The following is a 25431-nucleotide window of genomic DNA, read 5'->3' as shown; positions in this document are numbered from 1 at the left end:
CCCGCATGGTCACACATTGAAAAGACTGAAGAGATTGAAGAGATCGCAATGACTCAACATTCCGCAACACGGTCCATGTTCGATCCGGCGCTGCTGCGCCCGGCGATCGTGGATTCGTTCAAGAAACTCACGCCGCGCACGCAGTTCCGCAACCCGGTGATGTTCTGCGTGTACGTCGGCAGCATCCTGACCACGATCCTGTGGATCGCGGCGCTCGCCGGCCAGGCCGAGGCGCCCTCGGGCTTCATCCTCGCGATCGCGCTGTGGCTGTGGTTCACGGTGCTGTTCGCGAACTTCGCCGAAGCGCTCGCCGAAGGGCGCTCGAAGGCGCAGGCCGCATCGCTGCGCAGCGCGAAGAAAGACGTGATGGCGAAGAAGCTCAACGAGCCGCATCCGAAGTCGCCGATCCGCATCATGACCGCATCCGACCTGCGCCGTGGCGACGTCGTGCTCGTCGAGACCGGCGACGTGATCCCGGCCGACGGCGAGGTCGTCGACGGCGTTGCATCGGTCGACGAATCGGCGATCACCGGCGAATCCGCGCCGGTGATCCGCGAATCGGGCGGCGACTTCTCGTCGGTGACGGGCGGCACGCGCGTGCTGTCCGACTGGATCGTCGTGCGGGTTGCCGTCAATCCGGGCGAGGCGTTCCTCGACCGGATGATCGCGATGGTCGAAGGCGCGAAGCGAAAGAAGACGCCGAACGAAATCGCGCTGACGATCCTGCTGGTGGCCTTGACGATCGTGATGTTGCTCGCGACCGCGACGCTGCTGCCGTTCTCGACGTTCGCGGTCGAAGCGATGAAGTCCGGCCACGTGGTGACGATCACCGCGCTCGTCGCGCTGCTCGTGTGCCTGATCCCGACGACGATCGGCGGGCTGTTGTCCGCGATCGGCGTGGCGGGGATGAGCCGGATGATGCAGGCAAACGTGATCGCGACGTCGGGCCGCGCGGTGGAGGCGGCCGGCGACGTCGACGTGCTGCTGCTCGACAAGACCGGCACGATCACGCTCGGCAACCGCCAGGCATCGACGTTCGTGCCCGCGCCGGGCGTGACCGAGGAAGCGCTGGCCGATGCCGCGCAACTGTCGTCGCTCGCCGACGAAACGCCGGAAGGCCGCAGCATCGTCGTGCTCGCGAAGGAGCGCTTCAACATTCGCCAGCGCGACATGGGGCAACTGCACGCGACGTTCATCGGCTTCTCCGCGCAGACCCGGATGAGCGGTGTCGACCTGCCCGGCCGCGAGATCCGCAAGGGCGCGGCCGACGCGATCCGCCGCTACGTCGAGACGCACGGCAGCCGCTTCCCGGAAGAAGTGCGCCGCGCGGTCGACGACGTCGCGCGCCGCGGCAGCACGCCGCTCGTCGTGGCCGACCTGCATGAGGGGGCGGCGCGCGTGCTCGGCGTGATCGAGCTGAAGGACATCGTGAAGGGCGGCATCAAGGAGCGCTTCGCGGAACTGCGCAAGATGGGCATCAAGACGGTGATGGTGACGGGCGACAACCGGCTGACGGCCGCGGCGATCGCGGCGGAAGCGGGCGTCGACGATTTCCTCGCGGAAGCGACGCCGGAAACCAAGCTCACGACGATTCGCGAGCATCAGGCGGCGGGGCGCCTCGTCGCGATGACGGGCGACGGCACGAACGACGCGCCGGCGCTCGCGCAGGCCGACGTGGCGGTCGCGATGAACACGGGCACGCAGGCCGCGAAGGAAGCGGGCAACATGGTCGACCTCGATTCGAACCCGACGAAGCTGATCGAGATCGTCGAGATCGGCAAGCAGATGCTGATGACGCGCGGTTCGCTGACGACGTTCTCGATCGCGAACGACATCGCGAAGTACTTCGCGATCATCCCGGCCGCGTTCGTGACGACGTACCCGCAGTTGCGCGTGCTCGACATCATGCACCTGACGTCGCCGGCGTCCGCGATCCTGTCGGCGGTGATCTTCAACGCGCTGATCATCGTCGCGCTGATCCCGCTCGCGCTGAAGGGCGTCGCGTACCGGCCGCTCGGCGCCGCGTCGCTGCTGCGCCGCAACCTGCTCGTGTACGGCCTCGGCGGCTTGCTGCTGCCGTTCCCGTTCATCAAGCTGATCGACATGACGCTCGCCGCACTCGGCTGGGCCTGAGGTCTTGAAGGAAACATCATGAAAACGTTGATTCGTCCGCTCGTCGTGATCTTTGTCGTCCTGACCGCCGTGACGGGGCTCGCCTACCCGGCCGTGATGACCGTGTTCGGCCAGGCCGTGTTCCCGTCGCAGGCGAACGGCAGCCTGATCGAGAAGGACGGCAAGGCGGTCGGCTCCGCGCTGATCGGCCAGCAGTTCGATGCGCCGAAGTACTTCTGGGGCCGGCTGTCGGCCACGTCGCCGATGCCGTACAACGCGACCGGTTCCGGCGGCTCGAACCTCGGCCCGCTGAACCCGTCGCTCGCCGACCAGGTGAAGGGGCGCATCGCCGCGCTGCGCGATGCCGGCACCGACATGTCGAAGCCCGTGCCGGTCGACCTCGTGACGGCGTCGGCGAGCGGCCTCGATCCGGAGATCACGCCGGCCGCCGCCGCGTACCAGGTCGAGCGTGTCGCGAAGGCGCGCAACCTGGCGCCCGACGCGGTCGCGCAGATCGTCGCCGCGAACACGACGGGTCGCCAGCTCGGCGTGCTCGGCGAGCCGCGCGTGAACGTGCTGAAGCTGAACCTCGCGCTCGACGCGGCGCAGGCCGCGCACTGATCGCGCGTCCGGGCTTCCGGCCCGGCATCCGGGCATCCAGGCATCCAGGCATCCGGGCATCCGGGCATCCGGGCATCCGGGCATCCGGGCATCCGGGCATCCGGCGCGGCCCGAGCCGCGCCGGATGGCGGTTGCCCGGACGCATTTTTTCCGACGGCGCATGCGCCGTCTTTGCCTTTTGCGGCGATTTAGAACAACAATGCTCGTACTCGCGCGCATCCGGGCGCTCCGCCTTCCTGACGAATGAACCGTCCCGATCCAGACCAACTCCTCGACAAGCTGCAGCGAGACGAAGAAAAGCAGCGGCGCGGCCAGCTCAAGATCTTCTTCGGCGCATCGGCCGGCGTCGGCAAGACCTACGCGATGCTGCAGGCCGCGCGCCAGCGCCTGCAGGACGGCGTCGACGTCGTCGTCGGCATCGTCGAGACCCACGGCCGCAGCGAAACCGCCGCGCTGCTCGACGGTTTCGACGTGCTGCCGCTCGCGCGCATCGACTATCGCGGCCGCACGCTCGCCGAATTCGATCTCGATGGCGCGCTTGCGCGCCAGCCGCAACTGATCCTCGTCGACGAACTCGCGCATTCGAACGTGCAGGGCGCACGGCACCTGAAGCGCTGGCAGGACGTCTACGAACTGCTCGACGCGGGCATCGACGTGTATACGACCGTCAACGTCCAGCACCTCGAAAGCCTGAACGACGTGGTCGGCGCGATCACCGGCATCCGCGTGTGGGAGACCGTGCCCGACCGCGTGTTCGACGCGGCCGACGAAGTCACGCTCGTCGACCTGCCGGCCGAGGAACTGCTCGAGCGGATGCGCGACGGCAAGGTCTATCTCGCGCAGCAGGCCGAGCGCGCGGTGCGCAACTTCTTCCGCAAGGGCAACCTGATCGCACTGCGCGAGCTGGCGCTGCGGCGCACGGCCGACCGCGTCGATGCGCAGATGCGCGAATACCGCGCCGACCGTTCGATCCAGCGTATCTGGCAGGCGCGCGAGCGGCTGCTCGTATGCGTCGGTCCGGGTGCCGAGGCGCCGACGCTCGTGCGCGCGGCCGCGCGGCTCGCCGCGAGCCTGAAGGCCGACTGGATCGCCGTGTATGTCGAGACGCCGCGCCTGCAGCGGTTGCCCGACGCGCAGCGGCAGCGCACGCTCGACGCGCTGAAGCTCGCGGCCGAGCTCGGCGCGGAAACGGCCACGCTCGCCGGCGGCGACGCGGTCGCCGCGCTGATCGGCTATGCGAAGGTGCGCAACGTGTCGAAGATCGTCGCGGGCGGCTCGCCGAAGGTCGGGCTCATGCGCCGCTTCGCGCGGCCGTTCGGCGAGCAGCTCGCCGAACGCGCGGGCGACGTCGACCTGATGCTGATCCGTGCGTCCGCGAGCGACGAGGCGCGCGCGGCGCCGCTCGACCCGCGTGCGCGCGACTGGCGCGATGCGTTCGCGAAGTTCGGCACGCACCGTTCGCCGCCGCGGCACTACGTGTACGCGGCCGCGATCTGCGCGGCGATCACCGTCGTCGCAAACGTCGTGTCCGAGCGGCTCGACCTCACGAACCTCGTGATGCTGTACCTGCTCGGCGTCGTGTTCTCGGCCGTGCGGCTCGGGCGCGGCCCGGGCGTGCTGCAGTCGTTCCTGTCGGTGGCCGCATTCGATTTCTTCTTCGTGCCGCCGCGCATGTCGTTCTCGGTCAGCGACACGCAATACCTGCTGACCTTCTTCGGGATGCTGCTGACGTCGCTCGTGATCAGCCACCTGACGTCGACGCTGACGCGCCAGGCGAGCATCGCGCAGCGCCGCGAGCGCCGCACCGGCGCGATCTACGCGATGGCGCGCGAGCTGGGCGCGGCGCTGACGACCGAGCAGATCGTCGAGATCGGCAGCCGCCACGTGGGCGAGGTGTTCCGCGCGCGTGTCGCGTTCCTGCTGCCCGACAGCGCGGACAAGGTGCGCCAGAAGATCGAGGAACCCGACGCGGCCGTCACGCTGACGGGCGCCGATCTCGACAGCGACGTCGGCCAGTGGGTGTACGACCAGCAGAAGCCGGCCGGCCGCGGTACCGACACGCTGCCCGCAACGGCCGCGCTGTACCTGCCGCTGAAGGCGCCGATGCGCACGCGCGGCGTGCTCGCGGTCGTGTCGCGCGAGCCGCGCGAACTCGAGGTGCCGGAGCAGCAGCGGATGCTCGACGCATTCGCCGCGCAGATCGCGCTCGCGCTCGAACGCGTGCACTACGTCGAGATCGCGCGCGACGCGCTCGTCAACATGGAATCCGAGCGGCTGCGCAACTCGCTGCTGTCGGCGATCTCGCACGACCTGCGCACGCCGCTCACGACGATCGTCGGCTTCTCGTCGATGCTCGCGAACGGGCGCGCGGCCGCGCAGGGCGGCGACGCCGCGGCGGCCGAACGGTTCGCGCAGCGCGAGGGCGAACTCGTCGACGCGATCCACGACGAGGCGCTGCGGATGACGGGCATCGTCACGAACCTGCTCGACATGGCGCGGCTGCAGGCCGGCAGCCTGCAGCTCAAGCGCCAGTGGTCGCTGCTCGAGGAAACCGTCGGCGCCGCGCTCGCCGCGTGCAAGCGCGTGCTCGCGCGCCATCCCGCGCGCGTGTCGCTGCCGGCCGACCTGCCGCTGCTGCAGATGGACGCGGTGCTGATGGAGCGGCTTTTTACCAACCTGTTCGAGAACGCGGCGAAGTACACGCCGCCCGACACCTCGATCGAGATCGGCGCGGAGCGCGTGACCGACGACGGGCTGCCGTTTGTGCGCGTGCACGTCGACGATCACGGCCCGGGCCTGCCGGCCGGCATGGAAACGCGAATCTTCGACAAGTTCACGCGCGGCGAGAAGGAATCGGCGACGCCGGGCATCGGGCTCGGCCTCGCGATCTGCCGCGCGATCGTCGAGGCGCACGGCGGTAGAATCGGCGCGCTCAACCGCACCGCGCCCGACGGCCGCGTGACGGGCGCGCGCTTCTGGTTCACGCTGCCGGTCGAGACACCGCCGGCCGCGCCCGCCGTGCCTGACGACGAATCCGACGTGCCGGGCGCATCGTCCCCATCCGAGCCATTGCCAGACCATGAGTGAACCCAGCCTGACCGTTGTCCTGATCGAGGACGAAAAGCAGATCCGCCGCTTCGTGCGTGCCGCGCTCGAGGAGGAGGACATCGCCGTGTTCGAGGCCGAGACGGGCAAGCAGGGGCTGATCGACGCGGCGACGCGCAAGCCCGATCTCGTGATCGTCGACCTCGGCCTGCCCGATACCGACGGACTCGACGTGATCCGCGAGCTGCGCGGCTGGTCCGAGGTGCCGGTGATCGTGCTGTCCGCGCGCACGCAGGAAGAGGAGAAGGTCGCGGCGCTCGACGCGGGCGCCGACGACTACCTGACCAAGCCGTTCGGCGTGTCCGAGCTGCGCGCGCGGATCCGCGCGCAACTGCGCCGGCGCAACCAGGGCGGCGCGAACGAGACGCCGAAGGTGAGCTTCGGCACCGTGAGCGTCGATCTCGCGCTGCGCCAGGTGTGGCGCGACGGCGAGATCGTGCACCTGACGCCGCTCGAATACCGGCTGCTCGCGACGCTCGTGCGGCACGCGGGGCGCGTGCTCACGCACCGCCAGTTGCTGCGCGACGTGTGGGGGCCGTCGCACGTCGAGAGCCATCACTACCTGCGCATCTACATGGCGCACCTGCGCCAGAAGCTCGAGCGCGACCCGGCGCAGCCCGAGTACATCGTCACCGAAACGGGCGTTGGCTACCGGCTGGTCGGCGCCGCGTGACGGGCATCGAGCGGCGGCGGTAGCCCGGGCCGGCGTGACGCCGCGCGCCGGCAGGGTTGCGTCGGCGCGACAGTCGCGCGGCCGGCGCCGGCCTTGTACACCGGCCGCGCATTCCCCGTTATGCTGACCGTTCCGCGAACAAACAACGAGGAGCGTGCAATGTCCGTCCGTCTGGTCGTCATCTGTGCGCTGGCGCTGACTGCGCCCGGCGCGTTCGCCCAACCGCTGCCGCCGGGGCAACAGCCGCCCGCCCAGGCAGCGCTCGCCAATCCCGCGTCGGTCAACTGCGAGAAGCTCGGCGGTCGCCACGTGATCCGCAGCCTGCCGAGCGGGCAGGTCGGGATGTGCATGTTCAAGGATGGCCGCGTCTGCGAGGAGTGGGCGCTGTACCGCGACGACCGCTGCGTCGGCGGCGTCGCGCCGAAACGCGTGTCGAATTGATGTCGAACTGATCGGGCCCGGCCGATCCTGCCCCGAATCGGCCGCCGGCAGTGTGCCGTGTCCGGCGTGTCCGTAAGCATCTTGTTATACTCGGCGCCGCCCGGGGACGACCCCGGGTCATTCGCTTTGACGGGGACGGCCCCATCCGATACGGAGTACGTCGAGATGGCGTGGGTATTGTTGTTGATTGCCGGTTTGCTGGAAGTGGCCTGGGCGGCCGGCATGAAATCGTCGGACGGCTTCACGAAGCTCGGTCCGTCGGTGTTTACGATCGTGACGGCGCTGGCCAGCTTCGGGCTGCTCGCGGTCGCGATGCGTCAGTTGCCGCTCGGCACCGCGTACGCGGTGTGGACGGGCATCGGCGCGGTCGGCGCGTTCGTGTTCGGCATCGTGATGATGGGCGAGGCGCTGACCGTCGCGCGCGTCGCGAGCGCCGTGTTGATCGTCGCCGGACTGATTGGCCTCAAGCTGTCGTCGGCCGCCTGACGCCGGAATCCCGGACGACGGAGTTCCGGGCACCGCGCTGCGGAATTGCGCCGGCTGCCCGTCAGGATCTGTTCCCGCTAATAACGGGCCAGCCCCACGAATGATTTTCTCCAAACAGGGGAACGTGCCTTGCCAGCCGTATTGCGGCGTCGCGCGTCGCTTGTTTGGCTCGGCCAAACGGCGCTCCTTGCTTGTTGCACTCCGACCGGCAACGTACGTTCGCAAGCCCGTTATTAGCGGGAACAGGTCCCAACCTGTCTATAATGGAACGCATTCGGGCCTGAATGTCGTTGTGCCGTTCGCGGCCTGCGGCGCCGGTCGCCACGCGCCGCGCGGCCGCTCTGACCGACCCGATCGATCGGCAAAGCGCACGGAAAGTGCAAGGAGAGGGCCATGATCGAAGCCATTTCGCTCGGCGCGGGGCTCGCGTGGGCGAGCGGGCTGCGCCTGTACCTGACGGTGCTGATCACCGGCGTGCTGGCGCGGGTCGGCTGGCTCCATCTGCCCGACACGCTGGCCGTCCTGATGTCGCCGTGGGTCATCGGCGCCGCCGCCGTGCTCACCGTCACCGAATTCCTTGCCGACAAGATCCCCGCGTTCGACTCGCTGTGGGATGCCGTGCATACCTTCATCCGCATCCCGGCCGGTGCGGTGCTCGCGGCCGGCGCGCTCGGCCATGCCGATCCGACCGTGCTCGCGGTCGCGGGCCTTGCCGGCGGTTCGCTTGCCGGCGCCGCGCACGTGGCGAAGGCCGGTACGCGCGCGTTGATCAACCTGTCTCCCGAACCGATTTCGAACTGGGTCGCGTCGTCGACCGAGGACGGCCTCGTGGTCGGCGGGCTCGCGCTCGCGTTTTTCGTCCCGCTCGCGTTCCTCGTGCTGCTCGCGGCCTTTATCGCCGCTTCGGCCTGGGCGCTGCCGCGCCTGTGGCGCGGCGTGTCGGGCGGTTTTCGCGGGATGGCGAACCACATGGTGTCGCGGCTCAACTCGATCGGGGGTAAGCGCGATTGAAGGGGCCGCAACACGCGCAGCCGCCGGCCGGGCAATCCGGCCATGACATGCCCGCGCATGCCGGTCGCTTCGGCCTGCGCGACCTGATCCGCCAGGCCGCGCGGATGACCGCGCGCGACTGGCGCGCGGGCGAGCTGACGCTGCTCGTACTCGCACTGGTGCTCGCGGTCGCGGCACTGACGAGCGTCGGTTTTCTCGCCGACCGGCTGCGCCAGGGGCTCGAGCGCGACGCGCGCCAGATGCTCGGCGCCGATTTCGTCGTGCGCGCCGACCGTCCCGTCGATCCGTCGTTCGACCGTCAGGCCCGCGCGCTCGGCCTGCGTACCGCGACGACCGCGATTTTCCCGAGCATGATCGCGTCCGCCGCGGGCGGGCAGGCGAGCGGTGCGGCGCCCGCGCGCCTCGCTGCGGTGAAGGCCGTGTCGCCCGGGTATCCGCTGCGCGGCGCGGTCGAGATCCTGCCGGCCGGCGCGGCCGTCGCGCACAAGGCGACCGCGATTCCCGCGCCCGGCACCGTATGGGCCGATCCCGCGCTGCTCGATGCGCTGCACCTGAAGGCGGGCGATACGGTGCGGGTCGGGCTGCGCACGTTCACGGTCGCCGCGTCGATCTCCCGCGAACTCGATCGCGGTTTTTCGTTCGTCAATTTTTCGCCGCGGCTGATGATGCGCGCGGACGAGCTCGCCGCGACGGGGCTCACCGGCTACGGCAGCCGCGTCACGTACCGGCTGCTGGTCGCCGGCGACGCGCAGGCCGTCGCACGCTTCGAAACCTATGCGCACGAGCGCGTCGACGGCGGGAAGCTGCGCGGCGTCGGGCTCGAATCGTTGCAGGAAGGCCAGCCGCAGGTGCGGCAGACGCTGGATCGCGCGCGCCATTTCCTGACGCTCGTTGCGCTGCTGACCGCGCTGCTCGCGGCGGTCGCGATCGCGATGGCCGCGCAGCGCTACATGCGGCGCCATCTCGATGGCTGCGCGACGATGCGCTGCCTCGGCGTGAGCCGCCGAACGCTCGGCGCGCTGTTCGCGCTCGAATTCGTCGGCATCGGGATCGTGTCGGGCGCCGCGGGCGCGGTGCTCGGCTACGGCGGCCACTGGGCGTTGCTGGCCGCGCTCGGCGGCCTGATCGAAGTCGTGTTGCCGCCGCCCACGCCGTGGCCGGCGCTCATCGGCGTGGGCGCCGCACTGGTACTGCTGCTCGGCTTCGCGCTGCCACCGCTCGTGCCGCTCACGCGCGTGCCGCCGGTGCGCGTGCTGCGGCGCGAGTGGGGCGATGCGTCGCGCACCGCGTGGGCCGCGTATGCGGTCGGCGTCTTGCTGTTCGCGGGGCTGCTGATCGTGGCCGCCGGCAACCTGAAGCTCGGCCTGATCGTCGCGGGCGGCTTCGCCGGCGCGCTGGTCGGTTTCGCGCTGATCGCGCGGCTTGTGCTGTTCGCAGCCGCGCGCGCGGTGCGCAACGCGCGCGTGGCCGCAGGCGTCGGCTGGCGCTACGCGCTTGCGTCGCTACACCGGCGCGGCACGACCAGCGCGTTGCAGATCACCGCACTCGCACTCGGCCTGATGTGCCTGCTGCTGATCGCGATCACGCGCAATGATCTCGTCGCGGGCTGGCGGCAGTCGACGCCGCCCGATGCGCCGAACCAGTTCCTGATCGACATCCAGCCCGACCAGCGCGACGACGTCGCGACCTATCTGGCCGCGCACGGCGTGCGCGACGCGGTGCCCGCGCCGATGGTGCGCGGCCGCCTCGTCGCGATCAACGGCAAGCCGGTGAATCCGGACGCCTACCCGTCCGACGAGGCGCGCCGGCTCGTCGACCGCGAGTTCAACCTGTCGTACACGACCGAGCTGCCGTCCGACAACCGGATCGTCGCAGGCGACTGGTTCGGCACCGCGGCCACGCCGCAGATCTCGATCGAGGATGGCCTCGCAAAGATGCTGAACGTGAAGCCGGGCGACACGCTGCGCTTCGACGTGACGGGGCTGACGGTCGACGCGCCGATCACGAGCGTGCGCAAGCTCGACTGGGGCACGTTCCGCGTCAACTTCTTCGTGCTGATGCCGCCGCCGGTGCTGAAGGATTTCCCGGCCGTCTACCTCACGAGCTTCCATCTGCCCGCATCCGACGCCGCGCTGCTCGATCCGCTGATCGCGCGCTACCCGAACCTGACCGCGATCGACGTCGCGCCGATCCTCGCGCAGCTGCAGCGGATGATGCTGCAGGTGGTCGGCGCGGTGCAGTTCCTGTTCGCGTTCACGCTCGCGGCCGGCGTGCTCGTGCTGTACACGGCGCTCGCCGGCTCGCGCGACGAGCGGGTGCGCGAGGCCGCGCTGCTGCGCGCGCTCGGCGCGTCGCGCGCGCAGGTCAATGCGGTGCAGCGCGCGGAATTCGTCGTGGTCGGTGCACTGGCCGGCGCGCTGGCGTCGGCGGGCGCGATCGCGGTCGGCTGGGTGCTCGCGTCGCGCGTGTTCGACTTCCGGCTCGCCGTCGATCCGTGGCTCGTGCCGGCCGGTATCGTGGCCGGCGTCGCGTGCGCCGGTGCGGCCGGCTGGCTGAGCCTGCATAATGTGTTGCGGCGCCCCGCGCTGCAGTCGCTGCGCGACGCATGAGCGTCGCCGGCGGCCCCGAAGATCCCGTTTTCCGACTATCCGTATGACCGATGTGAATGACGATACGCCGGCGCAGCCGACGGCGTTCGAGCTCGTGGGCGGCGAAGCCCGCGTGCGCGAAATGGTGGACCGCTTCTACGACCTGATGGACCTCGAGCCCGAGTTCGCGCAGATTCGCGCGCTGCACCCGGCATCGCTCGACGGTTCGCGCGACAAGCTGTTCTGGTTCCTGTGCGGCTGGCTCGGCGGCCCCGACCACTACATCGACCGGTTCGGCCATCCGCGGCTGCGCGCGCGGCACCTGCCGTTCCCGATCGCGTCGGTCGAGCGCGACCAGTGGCTGCGCTGCATGGCGTGGGCGATGGAGGATGTCGGGCTGCCCGAGCCGCTGCGCGAGCGGCTCATGCATTCGTTCTACGACACGGCCGACTGGATGCGCAACCGGCCCGGTTGATCGACCGGTACGCCGCTGCCCGCGCGCGGGGCGATCTGCGTCTGGGCGCGCACGCGGTGCGGCGCGACACTGGCCATTTCCCCCAATCGATACGAGGCTCGCCCGATGACGACCCAAGCGCTGTTTCGCGAAGACGCGTACCTCACGCAATGCGACGCGATCGTTCAGGCTGTCGGCGACGACGGCATCCGGCTCGACCGCACCGTGTTCTATCCGCTCGGCGGCGGCCAGGCCGGCGATACCGGTACGCTGACGCTGCCCGACGGCAGCACGATCGCGATCGCCGATACGCGCAAGGCAAAGTTCGACGGCGCGACGCCCGACGACGCCGTGCACGTGCCGGCATCGGGGCAGGAGGCGCGCGTCGCGGCGCTCGTGCCCGGCACGCGCGTGGTCGCGGCGATCGACTGGCCGCGCCGCTATCGGCACATGCGCCTGCATACGGCCGCGCACCTGATGTGCGCGGTGCTGCCGTACGCGGTCGACGGCTGCAGCGTGACGGCCGACTACGTGCGGCTCGATTTCGCGACATCCGATGCGATCGACCGCGACGACGTCGAGCGGCGCCTCGCCGGCCTGGTCGTCGGTGCGCATCCGGTCACGACCGAATGGATCACCGACGACGAGATGGCCGAGCGTCCCGAACTCGTACGCACGATGAGCGTGAAGCCGCCGATGGGTCTCGGCCGCGTGCGGCTGCTGCGCATCGAGCAGGTCGACCTGCAGCCGTGCGGCGGCACGCATGTGCGCAACACCTCGGAAATCGGCGACCTGCGCGTCGCGAAACTTGAAAAGAAGAGCGCGCGCACGCGGCGCCTCGTACTGGAGTTTGCATGACGATCGACACCGGGGTGGCGGGCGCGGCGACGCTGGATCCGCAAGCGCGGGAGATTCTGGATTTCTGGTTCGGCGAACCGGGCTCGGACGAATTCGGGCAGGAACGCAAGGTCTGGTTCAACGGCGGCACGGCGTTCGACGACGTGCTGCGCACGCGCTGCGGCGCGCTGCTCGACGCCGCGTGCGACGGCGCATGCGATGACTGGGCCGGCTCGCCGTCGGGTGCGCTTGCGTTGATCGTCGTGCTCGACCAGTTTTCGCGCAACATCCATCGCGGCACGCCGCGCGCGTTTGCCGCCGATCCGAAGGCGCTCGCGCTCGCACGCCGCGTCGTCGCGGCCGGCTGGGATGCGCAACTGCCGAGCGGCCATCACCGCGCGTTCGCGTATCTGCCGTTCGAGCACGACGAATCGGCCGAGAGCCAGCGCGAAGCCGTGCGCCTGTGCGCGGGCATTCGCGACGAGGCAGGATGCGAGGGCTATCACCGCTTCGCGTTGCTGCATGCGGCCGTCGTCGAGCGCTTCGGTCGCTTTCCGCACCGGAACGCGATTCTCGGCCGTGCATCGACCGACGAGGAGACGACGTTTCTTCGTGAACCCGGTTCGTCGTTCTGACGACCAGGGCGGTTGCGTGACTGGAGAGGGAGGGGCGAGCCCGCAGATTCGCGCGGGTGCGTTGGCGGTCGGGGAAACCGGACGGCGGCACGGCGCATCGCCCGGCGGTTGCGCACTGCTCGGGCAGCCGGTCTCGACCTTGTTGCCGGAGATGAAGGCAGGCAAGACGGCGCGCGGCGCCGTCCTGCGTCATTGCAGGTGCTGTTCGGGCGTGCGCACGTAGACGCGCAGCAGTTCGTCGTTGTCGCCCGGGCGCGCGCCCGTCCAGAACAGCTTCCATTCGCTGCCGGGCGCCGGATCGACGGCCCGCACACCCTGGACGATCATCCACGTGCAGCGCGTCGTCTTCGCGTCGTCGATCGGCGTGTGCTGGATGCCGGAGAAGTAGTACAGCATCGGCGCTTCCGATTCGCCGAGCCCGTGCAGGCTCGCCATGCAGTCGCCGTCGTTCCATTCGAGCGCGAGATGCGCGTTCAGGTCGTCGAACACCGAGCGGTAGCTCTTCGCGACGTCGAGCCACGGCAGCAGCAGCGTATAGATGAGCCCCCACGCGACGAGTGCGCCGGCGCTCCACGACAGCGCGCCGCGCCAAAGGCCCGTCGTGCGCAGCTTCGGCAGCAGCGACAGCCAGCCGACCGTCAGTGCGAGCGCACCGATCACGAGCGCGGGCTCGATCGGCATCGTCCAGTCGAGCGGCAGCCAGCGGCCGAGCGGCGCGAGATCCGCGCGCGACGCGGCCGGATCGGCCATCACTGCCCAGATCGCCCAGGCGAGTGCGGCGGCCGTGCCGAACAGCACGCGGCTGAAGTAGTCCCACGCGAGATGCAGCGTGCGCGGAATGCGTTCGATCGCCTGTGCGGCGACCAGCGCGAGCGGCGCGAAGAACGGCAGGATGTAGAGTTGGCGGGATGTTGCGGACACCTGCAGCACCGCGAGCCCGATGCCGGCGAACAGCACGGGCAGCGCGATGCGCGGCGTGCGCCAGTCGCGCCACGCACCGCGCGCGAGCGCGACGATCGCGAGCGGCGCGACCGGGAAGCCGACGAGCAGGAACGCACGCAGGATGAAGAAAGGCTTGTCGTTTTCCGCACCGAGCTCGGGGACGGAGAAGCCGAAGAAGCGGCCGACGTTGTTGTCCCAGAACCATGTCATGAACAGCGTCTCGGAACGCAGGAACAGCGCGGTCGGCCAGATCAGCGCGAATGGCGCGAACACGAGCGCGGCGACGCCGAGCGAGCGCGCGAACGAGCGGGTGCGGCAAGCCGGGTAGAGCACCAGTGTGCCGACGAGCGTGGCCGCGAACACGAGCGGCACGAACAGCCCCTTCGTCATCAGCGCGATGCCGACGCCCGCGCCGAAGATCGGCGCGGCCCAGCGGCCCGACGGCCGGACCGGCAGCCCGTGCCGCATCTGCTGCGCGCGCGCGACGTGCCGCATCACGAGTTCGAGCAGTCCGCAGAAGCCCATTGCGGTGCCGGCGAACAGTGCGACGTCCGTCATCATGTCGTGCATGTGCTTGATGACGACGAGCGTGCCCGCGCTCAGCACGACGGGGCCGATCACGCGCAGGTCGAACCAGCTGTCCGCGCGGCTGGTGACGCGCGCCGCGCGTGCGATGAAGCCGAACGCGAGTGCCGCGAACAGCGCGCTCGCGAGCCGTGCCGCGTCGTGCAGCGGCATCACGCGCTGCAGCAGCCACGCGAGGCTGGTCGCGACCCACGCGTAAAGCGGCGGCTTTTCCATGAACGGCAGGCCGGCATTGGTCGGCACGACGAAATCGCCCGTCTCGAGCATGTGCTGGATGATGCCGAACGTGTAGGTTTCGTCCTGTTTCCACGGATCATGGCCGAGCACGCCGGGCAGCACATACGCGCAGACCAGCGCGGCGACGAGCAGCCACGCGCGCCAGCCGAGCAGGAGCGAGCGGTCGCGCGTGGTGCCGGCTGCGGTGGTCGCGGCGACGACGGGCGTGCCGGCGGCGTCCAGCTTCGCGGTGAGGTCGGCGTTGGCGGTCGAGCGGGTGTGCGGGTCCGGAGCCGGCACGGACGTGCGTCGCCGGCTGGGCGCTGCGGTTCCAGGCATGGAAAAGATCTCGGGTCGAGTCGAGCCGGTTCGGCGACATGGGCCGGACCGATAAGGGCCACATCAGGGCGGCAAGAAACAGGCGATTATCACGCCCGTCAGAATTTCCGCTAGTAGATCACGGAACGATTACGAATGTTTACTGAAGCCGTCAGGAAATTGTGGAGATTTGTGGTGCCGTGACGACAAATTGTTCGAGGCGGCGATTTTGATGTGCTGCGCGTGCGGCTACCGGCCGCCGCCGACGTCGAGCAGGGCGCCCGTCGTGTAGGACGCCGCGTCGCCGAGCAGCCAGACGATCGCTTCGGCGATCTCCTGCGCTTCGCCCGCGCGGCCGAGCGGCGTCTGCGCGCCGAGGCGGGCCGCACGGCCCGGCTGGCCGCCGCTCGCGTGTATTTCGGTCTCGATCAGGCCGGGGCGCACCGCGTTGACGCGCACGCCGTGCGGACCGAGTTCCTTCGCAAGACCGATCGTCAGCGAGTCGACCGCGCCTTTCGAGCCCGCGTAGTCGACGTATTCGTTCGGCGAGCCGAGTCGCGATGCGATCGACGAGACGTTGACGATCGCGCCGCCCCGGCCGCCGCGGTCGGTGGACAGCCGGCGCGCGGCTTCGCGCGCGCAAAGGTACGCGCCGAGCACGTTGGTGTCGAACATCCGCCGCAGCCGGTCGGCCGGCATGTCGGCGAGCGGCATCGACGGTGCGACGATGCCCGCGTTGTTGACGAGTGCGTCGAGGCGTCCGAACGCGGCCGCGACGGTGTCGAACATCGCGACGACGTCGGCTTCGTTCGCGACGTCGCCCGCGACGACGCATGCACGGCCGCCCGCGTCGCGGACGGCTTGTGCCGTGAGTTCGGCTGCCGCCGCGTCGCGTGCGTAGTTGATGCCGACGTCCCAGCCGCGTTCGGCCGCGAGCACGGCGGTCGCACGGCCGATGCCGCGGCTCGCGCCGGTGATGAGGACGGCCTTGCGGCCGGACGGTGCGGTCATCGCGTGCGGTTCCCTGGGAGGGTTACTTCGCTGCGTCGGGCGCCCACTTGTCGCGGGCAGGCGGTTGATAGCGGCGCAGCCGCTCGATCAGTTCGACCGGTTCCGAATCGACGCACAGCGCGTCGAAATAGGCCGGACGCATGAAACCCTCGTCGACCGTATGGCGCAGCAGCGTGATCAGCGGATCGTAGAACGAATCGATGTTGTAGAGCGCGACGGGTTTGCGGTGATAGCCGAGCTGCGCCCACGTGTAGACCTCGAAGAGCTCCTCGAGCGTGCCGGCGCCGCCGGGCATCGCGACGAACGCGTCCGAGAGGTCGGCCATCATTTTCTTGCGGTGGTGCATGTCGGGTACGACATGCAGTTCCGACAGCCCCGTATGGCCGACTTCCTTGTCGACGAGCAATTCGGGGATCACGCCGACCGCACGGCCGCCGGCCGCCATCACTTCGTCGGCGATCACGCCCATCAGGCCGACACGGCCGCCGCCGTATACGAGCGTGAGGCCCGCATCGACGAGCGCGCGGCCGAATGCGCGCGCGGCGTCGGCATAGACGGGCCGCACGCCGGACGACGAGCCGCAGTAAACGCAGACTGCCTTCATTGCTTGGAATCCTTGGCGGGGGCCTGCCCAACGGTGACCGGCCCGCCGGCGGGGCGCGGCGAACCGTCGCGCGGCGGCAGGTAGTCGGTGAACTGGCGCTTCGGCAGCTTGCCGGAGACCAGATCGTCGAACAGCTGGCGCGAACGGCCGCGCAGGTACGGCGCCATCACGGAGATCACGTGCATGCTGACCTGGTGCAGTTCCTCGCGGATCGCGTCCTGGTCGTTGTACTTGCGCGGATGCATCACGTACTGATACGACAGCCAGTACGTCGAAATGACGGCCATGTTGGTGGCGATGACTTCGATCTCGGCGGGCGTCGCGACCATTTCGGCGTCGGACACGAGCAGCTCGCACATCTCGCGCGCGAAGCGCACCTTGTGGCTGATGATCTGCTTGAAGTGCGTCTCGAGCGTGCGGTTGCGGGCGAGCAGGTCGTTGAGGTCGCGATACAGGAACCGGTAGGTCCACATGAAATCGGCCATGTACTGCAGGTACGACCAGGTTTCGTCGATCGTCGGACGATGATCTTCGGGAAAGCGCAGCCGCCGTTCGATCTGCTGCTCGAACTGCGCGAAGATGCTGTTGATGATGTCGTCCTTGTTGCGGAAATGGTAGTACAGGTTGCCTGGACTGATTTCCATTTCCTCGGCGATCGTCGTGGTCGTGACGTTCGGCTCGCCGATCTCGTTGAAGAGTTTCAACGACAACTCGAGAATCCGTTCGCGGGTGCGGCGGGGAGGTTTCGCTTCCATGTCGTCCGGCCCTGTGTGTGCCGGACTGGCGGGCGCTGCAATCGATGCTGCGTGATTCGTCCGGCGCGGGTTGCTGTTCTATGTCTGGCGGACGATTATAAACCGGGGTTTCGCCAGATCGGGCGCATTTCGTGATCGCGGACCCGCGCGACGGATGGTGCGGCGCCGCACGCGGGCGGCGTGCAACGCGCGCGACGGGCAGCAGGCTAGAAGCCTAGCCAGTGTGCGACGACCGGGCCGAGCACGAAACCCCAGGTCGTCACGCAAGCGAACAGCGCGACCGTCACGGCCGCGCTGCCGAGGTCCTTCGCGCGTTTGGAGAGTTCGTGACGCTCGAGCGAGATGCGGTCGATCGCGGCCTCGACACTCGAGTTCAGCAGCTCGACGATCAGCACCAGCAGCACCGAGCCGATCAGCAGTGCGCGCGACGCCGCCGGCACCGGCGCGAACGCGCCGATCGGGAGCATCAGCGCGGCGAGCGTCAACTCCTGGCGAAACGCGCTCTCCTCGCGGATTGCGACACGAAAGCCGTTCAACGAATGCTTGAGTGCGTACCATGCGCGCGTGATGCCGCGGTGGCGCTTGTACGGGTTCGGCGGCAGCGGCGTCAGTTGATCGTCGGGGCCGAGCGGCTCGGACGCGTGCGCGTCCGTGTCGCCATGCGGCTCTTCCTCGTCGAACGGGCGGTGCCGTTGCTGCGTCGCGGCGGGGGGCGGGGTTTTCTCGTTCAGGTCTCGTTTCAAACGGCGGCACCTTCGGCTGGCGAGTACGCGGTCTTCGGCAGCGGCTTCAGATGCGACGCGAACTGCTCGGATGCCGCGCGCCACGAGAAGCGTTCCGCCCATGCGCGCGCGGTCGTGCGTTCGATCTTCAGCGCTTCGAGGCAGGCTTCCTGCAGGTCCTCGTGCATCGCGCCGGCGTCGCCGCCGCTGAGCACGTCGATCGGGCCCGTGACGGGATACGCTGCGACCGGCGTGCCGCAGGCGAGCGCCTCGAGCAGCACGAGGCCGAACGTGTCGGTGCGACTCGGGAACACGAACACGTCGGCCGCAGCATACACCTTCGCGAGCTCGGCCTGTGACAGCACGCCGAGATAGTTCGCCTCCGGGTAGCGCGACTTCAGCTCCGCGAGCGCGGGGCCTTCGCCCGCGACCCATTTCGAGCCGGGCAGGTCGAGGCGCAGGAACGCCTCGACGTTCTTTTCGATCGCGACGCGGCCCACGTACAGGAAGATCGGCCGCGCGGTGTTGAGCACTTTCGACTCCATCGGGCGGAAGATGTCGAGGTCGACGCCGCGCGTCCACAGCACGACGTTCGTGAAGCCGAACTTCTCGAGGTCTTCCTTGACGACCGGCGTCGGCGCCATCACCGCGAGCGACGGGCGATGGAACCAGTGCAGGAAGCGGTAGGTGGCGGCCAGCGGGATGCCGAAGCGCGCCTGCACGTATTCCGGAAAGCGCGTGTGATACGCGGTCGTGAACGGCAGCTTGTGGGTGCGCGCATAGCGGCGCGCGGCGAGGCCGAGCGGGCCTTCGGTCGCGATGTGCAGCGCGTCGGGTGCGAACGCGTCGATCCGCGCGCGCAGCTTGCGGTACGGCAGGATCGACAGGCGGATCTCGGGGTAGGTCGGGCAGGGCACCGTGCGGAATTCCAGCGGCGTCAGCAGTTCGACGCGGTGGCCGAGCGCCGTCAGTTCGCGCGACGTGCTCTTCAGCGTGCGCACGACGCCGTTGACCTGCGGTTCCCACGCGTCGGTGACGATCATGATCTTCATCGCGGCATTGTCCTGTAAGTATGGTTGTGTCAGGCAGTGGCTCTGGCCTTGCGCGACGTGGTCTCCGACGGCGCGGTGCGCATCACCGTCCAGTAGACGATCTTCAGTTCGCCTTCCATCGTTTCGACGAGCGCGGACAGGCTTTCGACCCAGTCGCCGTCGTTGCAGTACAGCACGCCGTCGATATCGCGGATCTCGGCCTTGTGGATGTGGCCGCACACGACGCCGTCGCAGCCGCGGCGGCGCGCCTCGTCGGTCATCACGGTCTCGAACTGCGAGATGAAGTTGACCGCGTTCTTCACCTGATGCTTCAGGTACTGCGACAGCGACCAGTATTGGAAGCCGAGCCGGCTGCGGATCCGGTTGAACCAGCGGTTCAGCACGAGGATCAGCGTGTAGAGCGTGTCGCCGAGGTACGCGAGCCATTTCGCGTGCTGGATCACGCCGTCGAACAGGTCGCCGTGCACGATCCACAAACGTTTGCCCGCGAGCGTCGTGTGGAACGCCTCGCCGCGCACCTGGATGTCGCCGAACGCGAGGTCGCAGAACTGCCGCGCGCCTTCGTCGTGGTTGCCTGGGATGTAGACGACCTGCGTGCCCTTGCGCGCCTTGCGCAGGATCTTCTGCACGACGTCGTTGTGCGCCTGCGGCCAGTACCAGCCTTTCTTCAACTGCCAGCCGTCGATGATGTCGCCGACGAGGTACAGGTATTCCGAATCGTTGTGACGCAGGAAGTCGAGCAGGTACGGTGCCTGGCATCCGCTCGAGCCGAGGTGGATGTCGGACAGCCAGATGGTGCGGTAGCGATGCGCGGACGGGTCGGGGTCGTCGTGCCGCGTGGTGTGCGCGGCAGGCGGTTCTTGCGACGCCAGGCCATCGGTTGCGGCCGCGCCGGACAGGAAAGCGGTGGCGGCGCGAGCGCCGAGCGGGTGACGGAACAGTGAGGTCGCGGACGTTTTCTGGCCCATGCATGACTCGCGCCGGTTGACATTACCGGCATTCCGCCATGCGGGCGTGACTGTGCCATGACAGTCACGAGACGTTCTTATTACGACCTATGCAGCGTGTTTAGCAGTGAATGAACGGGCATTGCGTAATCTGCCGTACCGAACGGTCGGCGATTGTCTGGCACGCGTGTCAGGCGAGGCGGGAAAGGCTTGGATGAGCTGATTTCGTCTGGCGAATGCGGCGCGTCAACGCGGCATGGCAACGACGCGCGTGCGCGCGATCCGGTCGTGCGGAAACTGGCGGCCGGCATGCAGCCGGGCGGCGCCGGCCCACGCGACGATCCAGGCGGCGGTGAGCGCCAGCGTGATGGGCACCGACAGACCGAGAAGCGGATGCAGTGCGAGCGGTGGCAGGAACCACAGCCAGCCGAGCGCATAGCGCACGAGCGCGTGGCCGGCGCTCAGCGGCCGGCCGCTCGACGATTCGAGCCGCAGTCGCCAGGTCTTCATCGGCAGCGTCTGGCCGCCGTGGGTCCAGAACCAGACGAAGTACGCGCCGACGACGAGCGCGATCCACGCGGCGAGCAGGTTGTGATGGACGAGGCCGTTGCGCTGTTGTGTCGCGAGGCTGAACGCGAGCCCCGCGAAGAACACGACGCCGAACAGCAGCACGCCTTCGTAGAGCAGCGCGGCGAGACGTCGCCGCACGGACGGCGCGGCGGCCGGAGTCTCGGGCGCGCGAGCGTTCGCCACGGCCGCTCAGGAGCCCTTGAACAGCGAAGGCGCGTCGGCGGGCGACACCGGTGCCACCGCAGCGGGCACCGACGCGGCGCCGGCCGTCGACGACGCGGGCACCGGCGCGGCGGCGCCGGTCGAGGCGGGCGCCGGTGCGGCGGCCGTACCGCTTGCCGGGTGCTCGTGCGAATTGACGAGACGGCGGACGTCACGGTCGGCGACGGTCGGAGGCGCGCTGACGACGCTTGGCCGGCGGCGGCGCTCGGCCGCGGCGAGACGTTCCTTCTGCTCCTCCGGGAGTTGCTGGTAGGCCTTCCACGCGCGCTCGCGCGCCTGCGCGGAAAGCTCCTTCGCGCTCTGGTAGTTCTCGCGCGCGACGCGGCGCTGCTCGGGCGTCATCCGCGCCCATTCGGACATCCGGTCCTGCAGGCGCTTTTGATCATCGGGTGTCAACTTCGCGAAACGCGATGCGATTTTCAGCCATTTGCGCTTGCGAGCGTCGCTGAAGCCGTCCCACTGGTCGGCGAACGGCGCGAGTGCCGCGTGTTGCGCCGGCGTGAGGCGCGCCCACGACAGCGGGCCGGTGGCGGCCGGCAGCGGCAGAGGCAGCGGCGGGAGGTCGGTGGTCAGCCCGGTCGTGGCCGATGCGGGCGCGGCAGGGCTGCTGGCCGCGGCGGCGGTCGTCGCGGGGGGCGGGTGGAATCGCGAATACGTGGCGACGTAGGAAACGGCGATCGCGATCACGCATCCGAAAAATACGGCCAGGCCGCGCTTCTGACTCACCCGTGCGATCCCCTCGTTATTGTCTGTTAGTGAGCGCGCGAAAGATACGCGTTGAACCCGTGATCGAGATACGCGTTGAGCGGCAGGTCGTCGCTGAGCATCGCCGCGTCGATGTCGGCGAGCTCGGCGGTGCGCTGCATGTCTTCCCAGTACGCGATGCCGATGAGCCCCGCGAGCAGCAGCGCGAGCGGCCACGCACGCAGCAGGCGGCGCGCGAACGACGCTTGCGGGCGGCTCGTGGGCGCCGGGCCGTAGGCGCCGGCCGCGCCGGCGAAGGCCGGCACGAACACCGGCGCGGTCGCGGCCTCGGGCTTCTTGCGCGCGAGCGCAGCCCGGCGGGCGACGGCCAGCCGATCGGTGGTCGCGGCAGGCAGTGCGGTCGCGCGCTCGTCCAGCGCGCGGCGCACCTTCAGCGCGAATTCGTGTTCTCGGTTTGCGGGAGCGGAGCTCATAGCGTGATTCCTTTGGCCTTGAGCGCTTGCGCCAGGGTATGGGTGGCTCGTGAGCAGTGCGTCTTGACACTGCCTTCGGAGCACCCCATTGCGGCGGCAGTCTCGGCGACATCCATATCTTCCCAATAACGCATCAGGAACGCTTCCCGTTGACGCGCTGGAAGTTTCTGGATTTCTTCGTCGATCAGGGCCAGAACCTGCTCTCTCTCGAGGCGGTGCTCGCTGCTCTCGACGCCCGCGTTATTGTCCGCGGATTCGAGCGTTTCGAGCGGGTCGAAGTCTTCGTCGTCGGTGTTGTTCAGCGACGAGAAGAGCGTGACCCATGTATTGCGGACTTTCTGCCGGCGGAACCAGTCGTGGATCGTGTTCTGCAGGATCCGCTGAAAAAGCAGCGGCAGCTCGGCCGCCGGCCGGTCGCCGTATTTCTCGGCCAGCTTGATCATCGCGTCCTGCACGATGTCGAGCGACGCATCGTCGTCACGCACCGCGTACGCAGCCTGCTTGAACGCGCGCCTTTCGACGCCCGCCAGAAAGTCGGCGAGTTCCTTGTCTGATGCCATTCCGTGAAGGTATGCGCTGCGGGCCGCTGCGTGGTGTAAAAGGTCGAAAAATTTCGTAAAACCCGCGGATGCTAACAAATTTTCGCGCCGCTTGGCACCGGATTGGGCGCCGCGCGTTGCGCGCGAGCCGCGGCGGCGGGGTGCCGGGCGGCTCGCATGATGCGCTGCGGGATATTTTACTTGACGACCCAATCACGACCCGCTATCGTCAACGATTCGCAACATGAAGTGATGGTCTCATTTGAGGCTGGCCCAAGAAGCCCGCCCTTCAAACTGGACGCGCCGCTTGAACCCGAGCCACAAGCCCGGCAGAGAGCACCCGATCAATTTTTTGCCGAAAATTCGAAAGGTCGAAATGAACATGCCCAGCGCGGAATTCTCCACGTCGGAACCCCTTTCCCCTCCCGATAGCGACTCCATCGGCGCCACCGTGCTCATGAAGGCACTGGCCGACGAGAACGTCGAATTCATCTGGGGCTACCCCGGCGGCTCGGTTCTCTATATCTACGACGAGCTGTACAAGCAGGACAAGATTCAGCACGTGCTGGTGCGCCACGAACAGGCGGCCGTACACGCAGCCGATGCCTATGCGCGTTCCACCGGTAATGTCGGCGTCTGCCTCGTGACGTCGGGCCCCGGCGTCACCAACGCGGTGACCGGCATCGCGACGGCATACATGGATTCGATCCCGATGGTCGTGATCAGCGGCCAGGTGCCGACTGCCGCGATCGGCCAGGATGCATTCCAGGAATGCGACACGGTCGGCATCACGCGTCCGTGCGTGAAGCACAACTTCCTCGTGAAGGACGTGCGCGACCTCGCGGAAACCGTCAAGAAGGCGTTCTATATCGCCCGCACCGGCCGTCCGGGCCCGGTGCTGATCGACATCCCGAAGGACATCTCGAAGACGCCGTGCCAGTACGAGCCGGTCAAGAGCGTGTCGCTGCGTTCGTACAATCCCGTCACGAAAGGCCATTCGGGCCAGATCCGAAAGGCCGTGTCGCTGCTGCTGACGGCGAAGCGTCCCTACATCTATACGGGCGGCGGCATCATTCTCGCCGACGCGTCGCGCGAACTGAACCAGTTCGCGGACCTGCTCGGCTACCCGGTCACGAACACGCTGATGGGCCTCGGCGGCTATCGCGCGTCGGACAAGAAATTCCTCGGCATGCTCGGCATGCACGGCACCTACGAAGCGAACATGGCGATGCAGCACTGCGACGTGCTGATCGCGATCGGTGCCCGCTTCGACGACCGCGTGATCGGCGACCCGGCGCACTTCGCGTCGCGTCCGCGCAAGATCATCCACATCGACATCGACCCGTCGTCGATCTCGAAGCGCGTGAAGGTCGATATCCCGATCGTCGGCGACGTGAAGGAAGTGCTGAAGGAACTGATCGAGCAGCTGCAGACGGCCGAGCACGGCCCCGACACCGAGGCGCTCGCGCAATGGTGGAAAGACATCGAGGGCTGGCGCTCGAAGGACTGCCTGAAGTTCGACCGCGAAAGCGAGATCATCAAGCCGCAGTACGTGGTCGAGAAGGCGTGGGAGCTGACGGACGGCAATGCGTTCGTGTGCTCGGACGTCGGCCAGCACCAGATGTGGGCCGCGCAGTTCTACCGCTTCAACAAGCCGCGTCGCTGGATCAACTCCGGCGGCCTCGGCACGATGGGCTTCGGCCTGCCGGCAGCGATGGGCGTCAAGATGGCGCACCCGGACGACGACGTGCTGTGCATCACGGGCGAAGGCTCGATCCAGATGTGCATCCAGGAACTGTCGACCTGCCTGCAGTACGACACGCCCGTGAAGATCATTTCGCTGAACAACCGCTACCTCGGCATGGTCCGCCAATGGCAGCAGATCGAATACAGCAAGCGCTATTCGCATTCGTACATGGATGCGCTGCCCGATTTCGTGAAGCTCGCCGAAGCGTATGGCCATGTCGGCATGCGGATCGAAAAGACCTCGGATGTGGAGCCGGCGCTGAAGGAAGCGCTGCGCCTGAAGGATCGCACCGTGTTTCTCGACTTCCAGACCGATCCGACCGAAAACGTCTGGCCGATGGTACAGGCCGGCAAGGGCATCACCGAGATGCTGCTCGGATCGGAAGATCTGTAACGGCGCGACGCGCGCTTGAGCCCGATGCGGCCACCTTCACGAAGGGTGGTGCGGCACGCGGCGGCGCGCGGCGCGAGCGAATCGACACGGACACATTCTGGAAGAAGCGAACATGAGACACATCATTTCCGTCCTGCTGGAGAACGAACCGGGCGCGCTGTCGCGCGTGGTCGGTCTGTTTTCCGCACGCGGCTACAACATCGAAACCTTGACGGTGGCGCCGACCGAAGACCAATCGCTGTCGCGGCTCACCATCGTTTCCATTGGCTCCGACGACGTGATCGAACAGATCACGAAGCATCTGAACCGCCTGATCGAGGTGGTGAAAGTGGTGGACCTGACCGACGGTGCACACATCGAACGCGAGCTGATGCTGATCAAGGTACGTGCAGTGGGCAAGGAGCGCGAAGAAATGAAGCGGATGTCGGACATTTTCCGCGGCCGCATCATCGACGTGACCGAAAAGACCTACACGATCGAATTGACGGGCGCGAGCGACAAGCTCGACGCATTCATCCAGGGGCTGGACGCGAGCGCGATCCTCGAGACCGTGCGTACCGGCAGCTCCGGCATCGGACGCGGCGAGCGCATCCTGAAGGTGTGATGCCGAAATGCCAAAGAGGCACGCCGGGTGCGCCGTCATGTCCCGGCCCGCAGTACTCCATCC

Annotated in this window: 24 protein-coding genes; 13 read left to right on the top strand and 11 right to left on the bottom strand. The window is 68.3% G+C overall.

Annotated features, from left to right (window positions below):
- The first annotated feature begins 48 nt into the window (after positions 1–48).
- The 11 genes from kdpB to OEJ37_RS28365 all read left to right on the top strand — a co-directional run bounded on the left by kdpB (position 49) and on the right by OEJ37_RS28365 (position 12963).
- Entirely contained in the window at positions 49–2133 is a 2085-nt protein-coding gene (kdpB, locus tag OEJ37_RS28415) for a potassium-transporting ATPase subunit KdpB (protein WP_263347753.1), read from the top strand.
- Positions 2134–2151: 18 nt separating this feature from the next.
- Entirely contained in the window at positions 2152–2733 is a 582-nt protein-coding gene (gene kdpC / locus OEJ37_RS28410; RefSeq protein WP_174418206.1) for a potassium-transporting ATPase subunit KdpC, read from the top strand.
- Positions 2734–2976: 243 nt separating this feature from the next.
- Positions 2977–5820: a sensor histidine kinase gene (locus OEJ37_RS28405; protein WP_174418207.1), complete on the top strand. Its 2844-nt coding sequence runs from the start codon at positions 2977–2979 to the stop codon at positions 5818–5820.
- The gene (gene kdpE / locus OEJ37_RS28400; RefSeq protein WP_111016467.1) at positions 5813–6511 is read left to right on the top strand and encodes a two-component system response regulator KdpE; all 699 of its coding nucleotides are present in this window, start codon (positions 5813–5815) and stop codon (positions 6509–6511) included. Before OEJ37_RS28405 ends, kdpE begins: the two co-directional genes overlap by 8 nt.
- A 159-nt stretch (positions 6512–6670) precedes the next feature.
- Positions 6671–6952: a DUF333 domain-containing protein gene (locus OEJ37_RS28395; RefSeq protein ID WP_034184857.1), complete on the top strand. Its 282-nt coding sequence runs from the start codon at positions 6671–6673 to the stop codon at positions 6950–6952.
- Between the two features lie 165 nt (positions 6953–7117).
- Positions 7118–7438, top strand: coding sequence for a quaternary ammonium compound efflux SMR transporter SugE (sugE, locus tag OEJ37_RS28390; RefSeq protein WP_152856397.1), 321 nt, complete (start codon positions 7118–7120; stop codon positions 7436–7438).
- A gap of 393 nt (positions 7439–7831) precedes the next feature.
- Positions 7832–8449, top strand: coding sequence for a DUF4126 domain-containing protein (locus OEJ37_RS28385; protein WP_263347747.1), 618 nt, complete (start codon positions 7832–7834; stop codon positions 8447–8449).
- Positions 8450–8496: 47 nt separating this feature from the next.
- Positions 8497–11058 (top strand): ABC transporter permease, encoded by a 2562-nt coding sequence (locus OEJ37_RS28380; RefSeq protein WP_263347746.1) that lies wholly within the window; start codon positions 8497–8499, stop codon positions 11056–11058.
- A 43-nt stretch (positions 11059–11101) separates the two neighbouring features.
- Positions 11102–11512 (top strand): group II truncated hemoglobin, encoded by a 411-nt coding sequence (locus tag OEJ37_RS28375; RefSeq protein ID WP_174418210.1) that lies wholly within the window; start codon positions 11102–11104, stop codon positions 11510–11512.
- 105 nt (positions 11513–11617) lie between these two features.
- Complete coding sequence (locus OEJ37_RS28370) at positions 11618–12349, top strand: alanyl-tRNA editing protein (protein ID WP_174418211.1); 732 nt, start codon at positions 11618–11620, stop codon at positions 12347–12349.
- Positions 12346–12963, top strand: a complete 618-nt coding sequence (locus OEJ37_RS28365) for a DUF924 family protein (protein WP_263347744.1) — start codon at positions 12346–12348, stop codon at positions 12961–12963. The genes OEJ37_RS28370 and OEJ37_RS28365 overlap by 4 nt, the downstream gene beginning before the upstream one ends.
- 189 nt (positions 12964–13152) lie before the next feature.
- Here OEJ37_RS28365 and OEJ37_RS28360 read toward each other — a convergent pair whose 3' ends face one another.
- The 11 genes from OEJ37_RS28360 to OEJ37_RS28310 form a co-directional block, all read right to left on the bottom strand.
- On the bottom strand, positions 13153–15045 hold the full coding sequence (locus OEJ37_RS28360; protein WP_174418213.1) for an ArnT family glycosyltransferase: 1893 nt from the start codon (positions 15043–15045) through the stop codon (positions 13153–13155).
- Between the two features lie 228 nt (positions 15046–15273).
- Positions 15274–16035 (bottom strand): SDR family oxidoreductase, encoded by a 762-nt coding sequence (locus OEJ37_RS28355; RefSeq protein ID WP_174418214.1) that lies wholly within the window; start codon positions 16033–16035, stop codon positions 15274–15276.
- Positions 16036–16057: 22 nt separating this feature from the next.
- Positions 16058–16639 carry a TIGR00730 family Rossman fold protein gene (locus tag OEJ37_RS28350; protein ID WP_152856390.1) on the bottom strand — a complete coding sequence of 194 codons (582 nt, stop codon included), beginning with the start codon at positions 16637–16639 and terminating at the stop codon, positions 16058–16060.
- Complete coding sequence (locus OEJ37_RS28345) at positions 16636–17394, bottom strand: TetR/AcrR family transcriptional regulator (RefSeq protein ID WP_152856389.1); 759 nt, start codon at positions 17392–17394, stop codon at positions 16636–16638. Before OEJ37_RS28345 ends, OEJ37_RS28350 begins: the two co-directional genes overlap by 4 nt.
- Before the next feature lie 206 nt (positions 17395–17600).
- Positions 17601–18137 carry a diacylglycerol kinase gene (locus tag OEJ37_RS28340; protein ID WP_174418215.1) on the bottom strand — a complete coding sequence of 179 codons (537 nt, stop codon included), beginning with the start codon at positions 18135–18137 and terminating at the stop codon, positions 17601–17603.
- The gene (locus tag OEJ37_RS28335) at positions 18134–19168 is read right to left on the bottom strand and encodes a glycosyltransferase family 4 protein (protein ID WP_258281398.1); all 1035 of its coding nucleotides are present in this window, start codon (positions 19166–19168) and stop codon (positions 18134–18136) included. The genes OEJ37_RS28340 and OEJ37_RS28335 overlap by 4 nt, the downstream gene beginning before the upstream one ends.
- A 29-nt stretch (positions 19169–19197) precedes the next feature.
- Positions 19198–20136, bottom strand: coding sequence for a UDP-2,3-diacylglucosamine diphosphatase (locus tag OEJ37_RS28330; RefSeq protein ID WP_174418217.1), 939 nt, complete (start codon positions 20134–20136; stop codon positions 19198–19200).
- A gap of 225 nt (positions 20137–20361) precedes the next feature.
- Positions 20362–20868 (bottom strand): RDD family protein, encoded by a 507-nt coding sequence (locus tag OEJ37_RS28325; RefSeq protein ID WP_174418218.1) that lies wholly within the window; start codon positions 20866–20868, stop codon positions 20362–20364.
- A gap of 6 nt (positions 20869–20874) precedes the next feature.
- A complete protein-coding gene (locus tag OEJ37_RS28320) occupies positions 20875–21633 on the bottom strand; it encodes a DUF3106 domain-containing protein (protein WP_174418219.1) in 759 nt (252 codons plus the stop codon).
- A 26-nt stretch (positions 21634–21659) separates the two neighbouring features.
- Positions 21660–22085 carry a DUF3619 family protein gene (locus OEJ37_RS28315; RefSeq protein WP_174418220.1) on the bottom strand — a complete coding sequence of 142 codons (426 nt, stop codon included), beginning with the start codon at positions 22083–22085 and terminating at the stop codon, positions 21660–21662.
- The gene (locus OEJ37_RS28310; protein WP_174418221.1) at positions 22082–22645 is read right to left on the bottom strand and encodes an RNA polymerase sigma factor; all 564 of its coding nucleotides are present in this window, start codon (positions 22643–22645) and stop codon (positions 22082–22084) included. Before OEJ37_RS28310 ends, OEJ37_RS28315 begins: the two co-directional genes overlap by 4 nt.
- Positions 22646–23000: 355 nt before the next feature.
- On the opposite strand from OEJ37_RS28310, the gene OEJ37_RS28305 reads away from it, so the two are divergent.
- Both OEJ37_RS28305 and ilvN read left to right on the top strand, forming a co-directional pair.
- Positions 23001–24764 (top strand): acetolactate synthase 3 catalytic subunit, encoded by a 1764-nt coding sequence (locus OEJ37_RS28305; RefSeq protein WP_105390977.1) that lies wholly within the window; start codon positions 23001–23003, stop codon positions 24762–24764.
- 112 nt (positions 24765–24876) lie between these two features.
- Positions 24877–25368 (top strand): acetolactate synthase small subunit, encoded by a 492-nt coding sequence (ilvN, locus tag OEJ37_RS28300; RefSeq protein ID WP_006750445.1) that lies wholly within the window; start codon positions 24877–24879, stop codon positions 25366–25368.
- The last annotated feature ends 63 nt before the right edge of the window (positions 25369–25431 follow it).

Origin of the sequence: Burkholderia sp. BKH01 (genome assembly GCF_025685725.1) — a bacterium.
Classification (GTDB): domain Bacteria; phylum Pseudomonadota; class Gammaproteobacteria; order Burkholderiales; family Burkholderiaceae; genus Burkholderia; species Burkholderia pyrrocinia_C.
Note: the sequence above shows the minus strand (reverse complement) of the source record. Positions and strands in the feature narration are given on the sequence as shown.

What these genes read in the sequence shown, in the direction of transcription:
- OEJ37_RS28380 (WP_263347746.1), top strand. Translation starts at nt 8,497, where the DNA reads ATGCCCGCGCATGCCGGTCGCTTCGGCCTGCGCGACCTGATCCGCCAG.
- OEJ37_RS28385 (WP_263347747.1), top strand. Translation starts at nt 7,832, where the DNA reads ATGATCGAAGCCATTTCGCTCGGCGCGGGGCTCGCGTGGGCGAGCGGG.
- OEJ37_RS28370 (WP_174418211.1), top strand. Translation starts at nt 11,618, where the DNA reads ATGACGACCCAAGCGCTGTTTCGCGAAGACGCGTACCTCACGCAATGC.
- kdpE (WP_111016467.1), top strand. Translation starts at nt 5,813, where the DNA reads ATGAGTGAACCCAGCCTGACCGTTGTCCTGATCGAGGACGAAAAGCAG.
- OEJ37_RS28335 (WP_258281398.1), bottom strand. Translation starts at nt 19,168, where the DNA reads ATGAAGATCATGATCGTCACCGACGCGTGGGAACCGCAGGTCAACGGC.
- OEJ37_RS28375 (WP_174418210.1), top strand. Translation starts at nt 11,102, where the DNA reads ATGACCGATGTGAATGACGATACGCCGGCGCAGCCGACGGCGTTCGAG.
- OEJ37_RS28315 (WP_174418220.1), bottom strand. Translation starts at nt 22,085, where the DNA reads ATGAGCTCCGCTCCCGCAAACCGAGAACACGAATTCGCGCTGAAGGTG.
- kdpB (WP_263347753.1), top strand. Translation starts at nt 49, where the DNA reads ATGACTCAACATTCCGCAACACGGTCCATGTTCGATCCGGCGCTGCTG.
- OEJ37_RS28395 (WP_034184857.1), top strand. Translation starts at nt 6,671, where the DNA reads ATGTCCGTCCGTCTGGTCGTCATCTGTGCGCTGGCGCTGACTGCGCCC.
- OEJ37_RS28310 (WP_174418221.1), bottom strand. Translation starts at nt 22,645, where the DNA reads ATGGCATCAGACAAGGAACTCGCCGACTTTCTGGCGGGCGTCGAAAGG.
- OEJ37_RS28305 (WP_105390977.1), top strand. Translation starts at nt 23,001, where the DNA reads ATGAACATGCCCAGCGCGGAATTCTCCACGTCGGAACCCCTTTCCCCT.
- OEJ37_RS28350 (WP_152856390.1), bottom strand. Translation starts at nt 16,639, where the DNA reads ATGAAGGCAGTCTGCGTTTACTGCGGCTCGTCGTCCGGCGTGCGGCCC.
- OEJ37_RS28355 (WP_174418214.1), bottom strand. Translation starts at nt 16,035, where the DNA reads ATGACCGCACCGTCCGGCCGCAAGGCCGTCCTCATCACCGGCGCGAGC.
- ilvN (WP_006750445.1), top strand. Translation starts at nt 24,877, where the DNA reads ATGAGACACATCATTTCCGTCCTGCTGGAGAACGAACCGGGCGCGCTG.
- sugE (WP_152856397.1), top strand. Translation starts at nt 7,118, where the DNA reads ATGGCGTGGGTATTGTTGTTGATTGCCGGTTTGCTGGAAGTGGCCTGG.
- OEJ37_RS28405 (WP_174418207.1), top strand. Translation starts at nt 2,977, where the DNA reads ATGAACCGTCCCGATCCAGACCAACTCCTCGACAAGCTGCAGCGAGAC.
- OEJ37_RS28330 (WP_174418217.1), bottom strand. Translation starts at nt 20,136, where the DNA reads ATGGGCCAGAAAACGTCCGCGACCTCACTGTTCCGTCACCCGCTCGGC.
- OEJ37_RS28345 (WP_152856389.1), bottom strand. Translation starts at nt 17,394, where the DNA reads ATGGAAGCGAAACCTCCCCGCCGCACCCGCGAACGGATTCTCGAGTTG.
- kdpC (WP_174418206.1), top strand. Translation starts at nt 2,152, where the DNA reads ATGAAAACGTTGATTCGTCCGCTCGTCGTGATCTTTGTCGTCCTGACC.
- OEJ37_RS28365 (WP_263347744.1), top strand. Translation starts at nt 12,346, where the DNA reads ATGACGATCGACACCGGGGTGGCGGGCGCGGCGACGCTGGATCCGCAA.
- OEJ37_RS28360 (WP_174418213.1), bottom strand. Translation starts at nt 15,045, where the DNA reads ATGCCTGGAACCGCAGCGCCCAGCCGGCGACGCACGTCCGTGCCGGCT.